This is a genomic window from Paenibacillus sp. AR247 (genome assembly GCF_002968895.1).
Classification (GTDB): Bacteria; Bacillota; Bacilli; order Paenibacillales; family Paenibacillaceae; genus Paenibacillus_AQ; species Paenibacillus_AQ favisporus.
Map to the genome: position 1 here is coordinate 65736 of NZ_PCZT01000026.1, position 12641 is coordinate 78376.

At 50.0% G+C, this 12641-nt stretch carries 11 protein-coding genes and 3 pseudogenes; 2 read left to right on the forward strand and 12 right to left on the reverse strand.

Annotation, left to right across the window (positions count from 1 at the left end; translation table 11 throughout):
• The 9 genes and pseudogenes from CPT76_RS34515 to CPT76_RS34555 all read right to left on the reverse strand — a co-directional run.
• The coding region (locus CPT76_RS34515; protein WP_308737730.1) for a DapH/DapD/GlmU-related protein at nucleotides 1-477 on the reverse strand (477 nt) is incomplete at its 3' end.
• The gene (locus tag CPT76_RS34520) at nucleotides 474-1433 is read right to left on the reverse strand and encodes a Gfo/Idh/MocA family protein (protein WP_105446105.1); all 960 of its coding nucleotides are present in this window, start codon (nucleotides 1431-1433) and stop codon (nucleotides 474-476) included. The genes CPT76_RS34515 and CPT76_RS34520, both read right to left, overlap by 4 nt.
• A 3-nt stretch (nucleotides 1434-1436) precedes the next feature.
• The gene (locus CPT76_RS34525; RefSeq protein ID WP_181153238.1) at nucleotides 1437-2438 is read right to left on the reverse strand and encodes a glycosyltransferase family 4 protein; all 1002 of its coding nucleotides are present in this window, start codon (nucleotides 2436-2438) and stop codon (nucleotides 1437-1439) included.
• 14 nt (nucleotides 2439-2452) lie between these two features.
• Nucleotides 2453-3046: an NAD-dependent epimerase/dehydratase family protein gene (locus CPT76_RS34530; protein ID WP_258169098.1), complete on the reverse strand. Its 594-nt coding sequence runs from the start codon at nucleotides 3044-3046 to the stop codon at nucleotides 2453-2455.
• Complete coding sequence (locus CPT76_RS41055; protein ID WP_258169084.1) at nucleotides 2965-3960, reverse strand: DegT/DnrJ/EryC1/StrS family aminotransferase; 996 nt, start codon at nucleotides 3958-3960, stop codon at nucleotides 2965-2967. The genes CPT76_RS34530 and CPT76_RS41055 overlap by 82 nt, the downstream gene beginning before the upstream one ends.
• A 22-nt stretch (nucleotides 3961-3982) precedes the next feature.
• Nucleotides 3983-4252 (reverse strand): annotated as a pseudogene (locus CPT76_RS34540) (acyltransferase); the annotation flags it as partial.
• Nucleotides 4253-4254: 2 nt separating this feature from the next.
• Nucleotides 4255-4581: pseudogene (locus CPT76_RS41060) on the reverse strand (NAD-dependent epimerase/dehydratase family protein); the annotation flags it as partial.
• A gap of 694 nt (nucleotides 4582-5275) precedes the next feature.
• The gene (locus tag CPT76_RS34550; RefSeq protein ID WP_308737731.1) at nucleotides 5276-6553 is read right to left on the reverse strand and encodes a nucleotide sugar dehydrogenase; all 1278 of its coding nucleotides are present in this window, start codon (nucleotides 6551-6553) and stop codon (nucleotides 5276-5278) included.
• A 372-nt stretch (nucleotides 6554-6925) separates the two neighbouring features.
• Complete coding sequence (locus CPT76_RS34555; protein ID WP_308737732.1) at nucleotides 6926-7837, reverse strand: NAD-dependent epimerase/dehydratase family protein; 912 nt, start codon at nucleotides 7835-7837, stop codon at nucleotides 6926-6928.
• 171 nt (nucleotides 7838-8008) lie between these two features.
• Here CPT76_RS34555 and CPT76_RS34560 point away from each other — a divergent pair, with 171 nt between their 5' ends.
• On the forward strand, nucleotides 8009-8560 hold the full coding sequence (locus CPT76_RS34560; protein ID WP_105446110.1) for a hypothetical protein: 552 nt from the start codon (nucleotides 8009-8011) through the stop codon (nucleotides 8558-8560).
• 99 nt (nucleotides 8561-8659) lie between these two features.
• The gene (locus CPT76_RS34565) at nucleotides 8660-9694 is read left to right on the forward strand and encodes a YhcN/YlaJ family sporulation lipoprotein (protein ID WP_181153239.1); all 1035 of its coding nucleotides are present in this window, start codon (nucleotides 8660-8662) and stop codon (nucleotides 9692-9694) included.
• A 65-nt stretch (nucleotides 9695-9759) separates the two neighbouring features.
• Here the strand turns inward: CPT76_RS34565 and nagA are convergent, their stop codons facing one another.
• The 3 genes and pseudogenes from nagA to CPT76_RS34580 form a co-directional block, all read right to left on the reverse strand.
• Nucleotides 9760-10935 (reverse strand): N-acetylglucosamine-6-phosphate deacetylase, encoded by a 1176-nt coding sequence (nagA, locus tag CPT76_RS34570; RefSeq protein ID WP_105446112.1) that lies wholly within the window; start codon nucleotides 10933-10935, stop codon nucleotides 9760-9762.
• Complete coding sequence (gene nagB / locus CPT76_RS34575) at nucleotides 10932-11660, reverse strand: glucosamine-6-phosphate deaminase (protein ID WP_105446113.1); 729 nt, start codon at nucleotides 11658-11660, stop codon at nucleotides 10932-10934. Before nagB ends, nagA begins: the two co-directional genes overlap by 4 nt.
• Nucleotides 11657-12540: pseudogene (locus tag CPT76_RS34580) on the reverse strand (MurR/RpiR family transcriptional regulator). Before CPT76_RS34580 ends, nagB begins: the two are co-directional and overlap by 4 nt.
• Nucleotides 12541-12641 lie beyond the last annotated feature (101 nt).

The window sequence follows — 12641 nt, forward strand, 5'->3', positions numbered from 1 at the left end:
GATCATGTCCGCGGTAATATACGCCCCGGTCTGGATGACACATTGATTTCCGATTTCTGTCCGGCATTCCACTTTCGCATTGCGCCCTACTACTGTAGAATGGCCAATGTTCGTTTGTTCCCTGATACTGGCCAAGTCGCCGACCATGACGTCTTCCCCTAGGTGACTGCCTGCATAAATAACGGTTCCGTTGCCTATGCTTGATCCTCTGCCGATGACCAGCCCTGTTTGATCTGTGATCTGGTGAATGACTTTGGAGTTTTTGAAGGGTTGACAACCTAGGAAGCTGCCGTTTCCGATAGATACGTCATCTCCAATGACTGTGTTTTGAAGGATGACGGAGTGATGGCCAATCCGGACCCGGTCTCCAATCGTGACTCCCGATTCAATAACGATATGATGGCCGAGTACGACATCATTGCCGATCGTCGCGTTCGTCGAAATCACGTTCGTCGAATCATCGTTTCGCTCACTCATCTGGATTCCTCCGCTTGTAAAATCTTCTTCGTGATTTCCCCTGTGATTTCCATGACCAGAAGTCCACCTTCACCGGGTACGTTGGGCTGCGTTCCTTTTTTGATGCATGTAATAAAATCAAGCAGCTGCAGCCATAAGGGCTCCTGTATGGGAACGGCAATTTTCTCAACGATATTTTGTTGGGCGTAATTCATGTTTAACGAGGTTTGATAAAAGCGCGTCGAACGGGTAATAAGCACCTGTTTATCCAATAAGTCGGCTTGAATGAAAGCAGTCTTGGTCACAATTCGAATGGTTCGAATCTTCTCCTCTGTAATATAACTCGCCGTTACCTGTGCGATGATCCCATTGTCCATTCGAAGGAGCGCCGCCGCATGGCGAATGATGCCATGATCGACATATCCGACAGCCTGGGTTGCCTCGGTTCTTGTCTTAAACAGATGGTTCATAATGTAAATATCGTGAATCATCAGATCATCGACAACATTGACGTTTTGCCATCTGGCTTCGAATGGACTCATGCGGTGAACGTCTACCGCAACGACCTCTTCCTGCTCAATGATTTGACGCAATACCCGAATGACGGGATTATACAGTTCGATATGCCCGACTTGCAGCTTCACGCCGGCCTCAGCAGCTCGCTTAATTAAATCCGTACCTTCCTTCATATTTTGAGCGAGCGGTTTTTCCATCAGCATGTGAACACCTTTGGATATACATGCCAGGCCGACTTGGTAATGATGAAAAGTGGGAACTGCAATCGACACCGCATCGACCTGCCCAAGAAGCTCATCCAAACTTTTGAAGGCCATTGTCTGGTACTTAGCGGAGATGTGCTGTGCCCGCTTTTGATCAGCGTCATATATCCCGATCAGTTCGCAGTCATTTGGCAACGCAGTATATACCCGAACGTGATTTTCACCCATGACTCCTGCACCAATGACACCTACCCTCATGGTTTATTCTCCTCTTTCTACGATTTCACGGCATAAATAGATAAAGTCATACCACTTCTTGCATACTTCTTGGGGTGAAAATCGTTTACTATCATTTATAGCCTTTATCGAGAGGCTATCACGGTAGGCCGCGCTGGAAATAACTTCGTGAAGAGCGGTGGCGTATTTCTCCAGCGCCTCAGGCAGCCACCAATATGGAGGCGAGCCCCAATTGACGTCGAAAATCAAGCGCTGACTAGGTGCGGTATGATAGATGGCGCCCATTGCGGCTGCAATAACCGGTACACCACAAGACATAGCCTCCGCAATCTGATTGGAGAAGGTTTCGCTTTTACTTCCGCATACGAGAACGTGCCAGCGGCTAATGATGTCTGCCATTTGGTCATGAGGCACATTCGTTCGAATTAATAAATTCGGAGGATGATCATTTAACCAGCCCTCTTGATTCGTTGGCGGGGGAGCCATAATCATCTCGAACCGGATATGCGGGAACCGGCGTGCGAGGAATGGCATTACTTCCGGTCCTTTCAGCAAGCCATTCAAATCGTGACCGATCCAGCCAACTATAATCTCGTTACCTTTTGGCCTGGGGTAAAAAATCTCACTGTCAACCATGTTGGGAATGATATGAATGAGATGCTCAGGGTAATTTAAATCCTTCATATATTGCTTCTGGAATTCCGAATACACGACCAGCGGAACATAGCGTTCGACTGGTCGGTACTGGTCGAAATTAGGACCCGTGCTCCAGTATCTTCCCTTATAAACCTGAAAATCCTCGGTATAGTTTTGTACATAATGGTTCCACCAGCCAATATCCTGTTTACCGACAATCAAGGCGTTATTCGGGTAGATCGGAAATTGTCCCGGATTTGGGGCAAATCCGATCTGTATATCAGGCGGACAATAGTAAGGAAGCCATTTTGCTCTCATATTGGCTTCCGTGAATGGCCCCGACATGGCTGAGGCATGAAAATTATCCATAATAAACTTGAAATGAAACATGATGCGTCCCTCCTTCATCGGTGTATCCCAAGCTCCTGCCGGTACCATTCGATCGTCCGTTCTAACCCGAGATCAATACCGACTTGCGGATCATATCCCAGTATCCCTTTTGGATCGAGTTTAAANCCCGGTTTGCGCGCTGGCATATCCTCATACCCGGGTCCATATGCCTCATCATAAGGCTTAATCAGAATCTCCGACGGGGACCCGGTCATCCGAATCACGAGCTCGGCTAACTGCTTGATCGTAATCGATTGTTCAGAACCAATATTGAAAATGAGGCCATCGGCCTTAGAGCTTAATGCCTGCACTGTCCCCTGCACCGTATCGTCAATAAACGTAAAGCATCGGGATTGTGACCCATCTCCATAAACCTCTAGTGGCCGGCCTTCCAAGGCAGCCATAATAAAACGTGGTACGACCATGCCATATTGGGAATTCGTTTGACCGGGGCCATAGGCATTAAAATAACGCAGGATCGTAACCGGAAGGCCTTTCTGAGAATAGCCTAAGCACATATGCTCATCTAACGATTTAGCAGTCGCATAACACCACCGATGAATGGACGTTGATCCATAAACACGGTCCGAATCTTCACGAAACGGCAGATCACCATTCTTGCCGTATACTTCAGAGGTTGAGGCAAAGATAACCTTTCTCCCCGATAGACATGGCTGCAAGCTGAATCGCAGTACGGTAGAATCACGTCGTTCAGCTGCACGAGTTGATTCGTGTAGCGCTGTGCCAGTTCCTGGCGGCGTTTCGTCCATTCGCTAATTTTTGTCATTTTGATTCTCAGCATCAAGGCCTGAATCTCGTCCAGCCGGCTGTTAAGTCCCACGGCCTCGTGATAATATTTAAGCTTTCCCATCCCGTGGAAAGCGAGTACCCGGATACGATCAGCCATTTCGTCATCATTACTCGTAACCATGCCTCCGTCGCCGAAGCCGCCTAGATTTTTAGTGGGATAAAAGGAGAGGCAAGCCGCATGGCCTAAGCTGCCTACCTGTTTGCCTTTATATTCTGCACCTATAGCCTGACATGCATCTTCAATAATAATCAGAGAATACCGATGTGCCAGTTCGGCAAATGCGTCCATATCTGCTGGCTGCCCGAATAGGTGGACGGGGATGATCGCTTTGGTACGCGCCGTTATCTTTGCTTCCGCGTGTGCTGGGGAAAGGTTATACGTTCGCTCATCGATGTCGGCAAAAACAGGCGTTGCTCCTACGCGTACAATAGCTTCGGCTGTCGCAAAGAATGTAAAGGGGGAAGTAATCACTTCGTCTCCAGGTCCGATCCCGTTTGCCAATAAGGTGAGGATGAGAGAGTCCGTTCCATTGGCCGTCGATACGGCATGTTTCGTTCCAGTAAGCAGCGCCATCTCCGCTTCAAACCGTTTCACCTCAGGTCCTGCGACAAAAATACCTTTATCCAGAACCTCGGACAATGCATCAAGAATATGCTCATTTCGTAAGACCCGATATTCTGATTGTGGGTCAAATAAAGGAATGGGTTGCATGGGTAGAGACTCTCCTTCCAAGTCACTTAGCCGCGACGCCTTTGACAGTCTTTCCGTCCGTAACGTCCTTCGTTACGACTGCCCCTGCACCGATAACCGCATTTTCTCCGATAACGATACCTGGCAGCAGCGTCGCATTATTGCCGATTCTAGCTCCTTTCTTAATATGTGGCCCTTTCAGAGGGACCTTTGTAGGCTCCATGTACTTATCATTCGAAGTAGAAACTTCCGGACCAATAAAAACGTTATCTTCGATGATCATGTCCGCGGTAATATACGCCCCGGTCTGGATATTTCATAAGCGAGCTCCAGTACGTTTCTTGTACCGTCTATGTTGCCTTCTATAACTTTCAGCGGATTTTCCACCGTGTTCTTAACGCCAAGTACTGCGGATAAGTGAAAAACAACATCTGTTTGTTGGATCAGTGTTTTCATGAGATCACGGTTCAAGACGGTACCCTCAATAAAGCGATGATTCGTGTGATGCAAAACCTCGTTAAGGAATGTAAGAGAGCCGGTAGACAGATTATCAAGTGACCACACCCTGTGATTCATGGACAGCAATTTCTTCACCAGGTTGGATCCAATGAATCCTGCGCCGCCTGTAACTAAAATATCCATAAGGTACACCCCTTGTAATCAAGATCCCTTCCTTTAGAGCTGAATGAATTGCGAAGGTCTGGACAGGCCGCCTCATAACAAGGTGAATGCTAGACTATCGAGGCCTGTGGTTCGTTTGGCATAATTTGTTACTGCTTTGTTGAATGAACGGAAGGTTGATATCATGTTTTTATGGTTTGTCACAGCTGACACAACTCCGTTAGTGCTCAAGAAACAACAGGACCAGGATACCGGGATATCCAACGCCGATGATGGCGATCCTTCTTCACGTTGTCATCTCCTTTTATGTTAAACTTTGAAATATCTTACGGTCACCCGTGTAAGAAAGTACTGGTCAATAATCTAAATTTCCAATAAATAGTAGAGTATCTTGATGTCTAGAAGAGTGAGAGAAGAAAAGCTGCGATATGAAACGAGACTGGGTTATCTTCTAGATCTCAGAAGAATGGATAGGGGGTTATACTCTCTTCCAAGATGGGCTATTGCAGTACATTCGTTGACAGCGAGGATGCACTCAAGTCTATGGCAGAACATTGACGGGTTCGGAATTTACAATGTACAACTGTGAGATAGGTAATCTGAAGAGGAAGGGAGTGGGTCTTTTTCTGTAATTATCTTTCTTAACTTAGAACGTGGGATTTAGGGGGCGCTGGACCCGTTAAGGCCGTCTGTAGGCTGAGGAAAACTCCCTTTCTTAGAGTAAAATGATATTTTTGCGATCTGTTATATTTTTTGTGGCGTTACGTGTATCAACTACGATAGGGGTATGCGCCACTAGGGTCTCATAAGGGATATTGGAATGATCCGTTAAAATGAGCGTGCAATCGAAGTGTTTCATGTTTCGGGCTGTGAGCTCAATCGAATGAAGTCTGGTTTCTCCGACTTTCAGTTCATCTACATAAGGATCAAAATATTCTACTTGGGCTCCAGATGCTATAAGCTGCTCTATGATATGAATGGCAACCGACTCCCGAATATCATTCACATCTTTTTTATACGTGACGCCGATAACAAGGATATGACTCCCAGGAAGCTCTTTTGGAAGCAGAGCCTTTGTTACCCGTTCTACAATATATCCAGGCATATCCTTGTTTACCTGATGGCTAAGCTCAATGAAGGGCAAATCGTTGTCGTGTTCTCTTGCCTTCCATAATAAATACAGGGGATCGACGGGAATGCAGTGACCACCAACTCCTGGACCAGGGTAATACTTCGTAAAACCATATGGTTTTGTTCCGGCAGCCTCAATGGCCTCCCAAAGGCTAATATCCAGTTTCTCGCACAATCTCAGTAAGCTGTTCATAAACGAGATGTTTACGTAACGCTGACAGTTCTCCAAAATTTTTGTCATTTCAGCAACCCTTGGTGAGGATACCACAACGATTTGATCAAATACGGCTCCATACACTTGTTTGGCAAAAGTTGTACATGATGGGGTGACGCCCCCTACAACCTTAGGGATTTTCTCCAACTCCCATTTTGATCCGGGATCGATTCGTTCTGGCGAATAAGCGAGTGAAATATCTCTTCCTACCATGTATCCGGTTGACTCCAGAATAGGTTTAATTCGCTCTTCGCTCGTTCCTGGAAAAGTGGAGCTTTCGAGCACGACGAGCTGGCCTCGGCGGAGATACTGAAGCGAGCTTTGCAATGCCCCGATGACATACTTCAAATCAGGCTGATCGTCATCCCCAAGCGGTGTTGGAACGCAAATAATGATAACATCAACTTTTTCGATCACATCAAACGAACTGCCGACATAGAATCTATTTTTACTGAACAGTTCCCGGATGTCGCCTTTCTCATAATCCGAAAGATAGGGTTGACGCTTGTGTAACATATTAATCTTTCGTTCATCTACATCGATGCCGTATACGATGTGCCCTTTCTCAAGAAATAACCGGGCCAATGGTAATCCGACATATCCCAGCCCGATTACGCCGATTTTATACTTCGGAATATCCTCCATCATTCTTCCAACTCCCTTTGATCGATCTCGTAGCATAGTACGCGGAATAACTAAAACTGCGTTAGTTGATTGTCCAAATTAGCAAAAATAGTGGAGTATCACGAATTTTCATCATTGACAGGTATGACGGCGAATGGGAAGAAGCCTGGAATTACTATAAACTTAAACGAATGTAGTGCTTGACCGATATGGCTGCGTAGGTGACTGTCCAAACCCGTTTATGTGTCGCTGAAACAGCGGGCGTAGTTAAAAATAATCAGATAAGCAAAAAATCCGCCCTAATTGGACGGTTCTTTTTGAGAAAGGTCTTCGCTTGTTTGTCCTATTCATGGAGGAGCAAGATGCAATGTACGATATTAAAAATGTTACATGCGATCAGCGAAACTTCGATACGTCTCTTGAAGCCCCTGTTCCAGCGAATAGACGGGTTTCCAAAGGAGCTTTCGCTGAATCGCTTGATTCGATAAGCAGCTGTGGCGGATGTCTCCTGGCTTGGTCGGGGCCGTGCTGCACATTCATTTCCCGGGAATGAAACTTGCGGAGGAACGACACCAAATCGTTAACCGTAGCCGCTTTTCCGGTGCTGACATGCAGAGTCAAATCCTCAGGATGGCTGCTTGCCGCGATCAGAGCTTCGACAACATCCTTGACATAAATAAAGTCCCGCGTCTGATTTCCGTCGCCGTTGACAATCAGCTGCCGGTCATGGTGGATCCGGTCCATAAAGATGGCCACGACGCCGCCTTCTCCCTTTGCGGTCTGACCCGGTCCGTACACGTTGGCGAAGCGGAGAATAGCATGGGACAATCCGAATAAGGATGTGTATAAACGAATGTACTGCTCGCCGGCCAGCTTGGAAAGGCCATAGAAGGAAATCGGGAGCGTGGGGTCACTTTCCGTCATGATGTCCTTTTGCAGGTTACCGTATACACCTGATGTGGAAGCAAAGATGACCTTGCGGACCTTTGCTTCCCTGCAGGCGTTCAGTATGTTAAGCGTGCCCCCAATGTTAATGTCCATATCCAGGAAAGGATCCCGTATCGATTGCTGCACATCCGCCTGCGCAGCCAGATGGACAATGGCATCCGGCTGAATGGAAGCAATCATCTTATAGGCATCCGGGCTTCGAATATCAAGCGTATGAAGAACCGCCTCTGGAGGGACTTTTTCGGCTCGGCCCGTGGACAGATTATCAATAACATGCACCTGCGAACCAAGAGACGCAAGACGACGGACGAGATGCGAGCCGATAAATCCCGCGCCGCCTGTCACGACAACCGTATTCATACATCTACCTCCTGTGTGTTAGGTCATGATCTATCGTATGTGGAGGAGAAACGTTCGGTATTAGGCGATCCAACCATTTCCGCGGCTGATGCAAAGATCTCGGGCGGGATGGGTAAAATGAAGGCAAGGAAGGGTAAAACCGAATGCCTTCAAGCAAATGGGGGATGAGCCATGCACGTTAAGAAGTGGTTAGGAGCGGCCGGGTGCCTGCTTTTGGTCGTTATTGTCGCAACACTCATAGCGGATCGTGAAGCGAACCCGCCGGATCCGGTCCGGGAAACAATGGCTGCAAATGGAGAGCAGATCCAGGAGTCGGCAGGGATATTCAAATGGAATGATAAAGAGGTACGGAGTGTGGAGTGGGAAGGGAGAAATCAATCCTGGATTTTACAGCGGGAACCGGCTGCGGCGGGAGAGAGCATGTCAGGGAGCGGATGGCTGTTTAATGGAAGCGAACTCCCTGTAAGTCAAGCGGAATCGAGGATTCGAAAGCTTCACGAGTTGGGGCAAAACGGGGGTACCCGCCGCGCTTCGGCTTTAAGCCATGAAGTGATCGTTGGTACCATTACGGTTACTTTAAGCGGATTGAAAAAGGAACCGGAAGTTTACCTCATCGCGGTCGAATCGGATCACCCCGAACAGGTGTGGATCCTGCGCAGTGGCGATCCTTTAGCTTATTTGGTATCCAAGGATGCATATTTAGAGCTTGAGCAGCTGCAGTAGCACCGGTCCCGTCATGCCAAAACCTTTCAGCATACCGGATCATGCGGGTGGTCATCCTAAATGGTGTTATTACACCTATTAGAGATGGAGGATGAACTCATGCTACGATCCAAAGCGATTAGTCTTTCGGTATCAGCAGCCCTGCTCGTGAGCATGGCCGGTGTTGCCGGCTGTACGACGAAGGAGCCTGCAAATACGAACATCCGCACCAAAAACGTCATTGACGGCAACGGCAGAACGGGCCGTATCGGCGTGAATTCCCTGCGGGAAAACGGCTTGATCAGTCCGAAAGGCTACACATACAATACAAACAGCACGAATAACGGCAACGCAGCGACCACCCATAACTTGACGAATGCCCAATTGTCGCAAAAGCTGTCCGATAAAGTGGCAGCTATGAAGGAAGTTAAATCCGCCAACGTTCTCGTGGCCGGTGATACGGCCTACGTTGCCGTGTCCCTGCGTGATACGGCCAGCAATACCGGCGGAAACACGGGCGGCAACATGGGAGCAAAAAGCTTCAGCGGCACCCACAACATGATGAACGGAAGCAGCTTTAACAATGCCGGAACGGCCAATGGAAGCAGCTTCAACAACCGTTCGAAATCGGGAACGGTGCGTAACGGCGTTCGCGGAACCGCTCCGAATGCCGCCGCAGCACATCATAACATCCGCAACTATTCGTCTAAAGGGGCCAGCATTACGGGGAACAACGGCTATAATATGACGACGTACGGTACGGCAGGCACGACGGATAACGGGGTCGGCACCAATAACGGTATGGGTACCGGCAATGCCATGGGTTCCACCGGTAACCGAACCGGCCTGATGGGTGCCGGCGGATACAGCGATTACCGCAATGACACGATTACGTCAGACATTAAAGACCGGATTGCCAATACGATCAAGAGCACGGATAACACGATCAAGAACGTCTATGTATCTGCAAATCCGGGCTTTGTCCAAGGATTGGCTAACTTAGCGGCACAAACACAAGGAGGACATCCGATCAAAGGACTCATGTCCGACCTGTCGACGATGGTGGAGCGAATCTTCCCAATGAATGCCGGGAATGGCAACCGTACTACCAATTACAATGCCCCTGTACACCATTTTGATACGACCAATCGGTAAAATTGCCGATAAAAAGGGGCTGCCATAAGCTTGTTATGGACAGCCCCTTATACATAATCCGTTTTTTAAAATACCTTACGTCCTTTAACCCAAACGCCTTGAATATCCAGCTGGTTATCCAGCAGCAGAACGTCTGCCTGCTTGCCGATTTCGATCGTGCCGGTGCGGTCTTCGATCCGCAGCCGTTTGGCCGGGTTGAAGCTGGCGGCGAGGGACGCCTCTTCGATCGACAGGCCCACGTTGTTGATGAGGTAGCGGAAGCCTTTAATCATCGTCAAGGTACTTCCGGCAAGACTGTCCCGCTGACCCTTCAAGGTAGCGATTCCGTCATGCACCTCAACCGGAAGGTCGCCGATCATGTATTCCCCGTCCCCGAGTCCGGCTGCGGACATGGCGTCCGTAATCAGGAGCAGATTGTTATCCTGCTTCAACCGGGCCAGGATGGAGATGCAGGCCGGGTGCACATGGATGCCGTCGGCGATGATTTCCGCGTGGATGCGCGGATCGCTCAGCACCGCCCCTGCGGTTCCGGGCTTGCGGTGGTGCAGCGGCGTCATTGCGTTAAAGGTATGCACGCCTTGGCGCAGACCAGCTTCCACGGCCGCTTCCACCTCGTCGTACGTCGCATCCGTATGGCCCAGCGCGGCGTTGATACCGTGCTCGGTCATCCAGGCGATCGCGTTCAGCGCGCCTTCGCGCTCCGGCGCCAGCGTCACCTGGCGAACGAGACCCGGATACGCAGCTTCCCATTCTTCCAGCCATTCTACATTCGGCAGGACGATATGCTCCGGATTTTGCGCTCCCGGCCATTTCGGGCTGATAAAAGGCCCTTCCAAATGAACGCCCTCCACGGTTGCGTAAGGCATGTCATGCTGCGTATACTCGTGAACCTCCTTGAGGACGCGGTCGATCGCCGCCTTTGGCGCGGTCATGGTCGTCGGAAGAATCGAGGTGGTTCCCTGTGAGCAGTGGAAGGCGGTAATGGTATCCAGCACTTCCTTGTTTGAATCCATAAAGTCCTGGCCGTTGCCTCCATGCACGTGGACATCAATAAAGCCGGGAACGATGTATCCGTCCGATTTGTGTTGGCTTGCGGCAGAGTCCGTCCAGCGCTGCGGCAGATCGCGGGCAAGCCCCGCATAGACGATCTTGCCGTCCTGGATGGCGACGGCTCCTTCTTCCAATACCCCTGCCGGCGTTACGACCTTGCCGTACAAGAGCTGTACGTTTTCTTCACTCATCCTAACAACCTCCCTGCACCTTGATCCAGCAGCACCACGACGTTCGGATGGCATTGCAGCAGCGATGCCGGGCACTGCGTCGTAATCGGTCCTTTCAGCGCGCGCTTCACGATCTCAGCCTTGTCCTCGCCACGAACGAGCAGCAGAATCTGCTTGGCCTTTAGAATGCTGCCGACCCCCATGGTAATCGCGTGCTTAGGCACATCGTCCAGCGACGGGAAGAAGCGTGCGTTCGCCGTGCGGGTTTTTTCCTGAAGCTCAGCCACGTGCGTTCCGCCGTCCAGGCTGTCATCGGGCTCGTTGAACCCGATATGCCCGTTGTGGCCGATGCCGAGAATTTGCAGGTCCACCGGGCCGTACTGCTCCAGCATGGCGTCGTACTTGACGCATTCTTCCTCCAGATCGGCGGCGTTGCCGTTTGGAACATGCGTATTTTCGAGCTGAATATCGATATGATTGAACAGCTTCTCATTCATAAAGGTACGGTAGCTCTCCGAATGGCCCTCAGGCAGGCCGACGTACTCGTCCAGATTATAGCTGGATGCTTTCGCAAAGCTGACCAGGCCCTGCTGGTACATTTCGATAAGCCGTCCATAAATTCCTACCGGGGTGCTGCCTGTGGCTAGGCCGAGTACCGCTCTCGGTTTGGTATGCAGCAGGCTGGCGATCAGGCTGGCCCCGGTGGCGTTAAAATCAGCTTCGTTTTTAAACGTATAAATGTTCATGCTTGAAAATGACCTCCTCTGGATTTTCGGTAATTCTGTACGTTATGGTAGGACTGCTCCAGCTTGGGAACATACTGTCCGAACTGCTCGCTGTTCATCCCCATAAACAGGATGTCGACGAGATGGAGCTGGGCGATGCGCGAAGCCATGTCTCCCCGGCGCATTCCTTTTTCCAGGGAAGAGGCAAACAAAGGAATATCGGCCATGGCAGCCAGCGTATTGCTGCTGTAAGACGTCAGCGAAATGGTCGCTGCCCCGCTGCTTTGGCGCAGGCCAGCGCATCGATCGTTTCGAGCGTTTCCCCGGAATAGGAGATGGCGACCGCCACATCCCGGCCCGACAGCGTCGAGGCGGAAGTAATCTGCATATGTGAATCAGCGAAGGCGGTACAGTTCTTACCGATCCGGATCAGCTTCTGGTAGAAATCCTGGGCGACGATCGACGAGGTGGCTACCCCGTACAAGTCGATCCGATCGGCGGCGCAGAGCAGGCGGATCGCCTGGGCCAGACGGTCCATGTCGAGCAGGGACGTCGTGTCGCGGATGGAGGCCAGATGATTCGCTTCCATGGCCTCTACGATTTGGGATAACGGATTGTTGGCCACGATATCCTGATAGGAAGACATGCCGCTCCGCTCCTGCATTTCCGTATGGGCGATTTCGGCGGACAGCTTTACCTTTAGATCCGGGTAGCCCTTGAGATGGAACGCTTTGCAAAACCGGGTCACGGTGGCGGGACTGGTCCCGCACTGCTCGGCCAGCTCCTTGATCCCCATGTGAACGACTTCGGAAGGGGAGGAGAGGATAAAATCGGCGATCCGGCGCTCCTGCTGGGACAGCCGTTCCTGCTCCTGCGCCAAGGCGTGTAATATAGGTGCCAATCGCAAGCCTCCTTGGATAAAACTATTTGATGCTGCAGAAAATGAAAATAATTTTAATGATTAATTCTAATTTAGAGAAAATAATTTTTGTTTCATCCCCA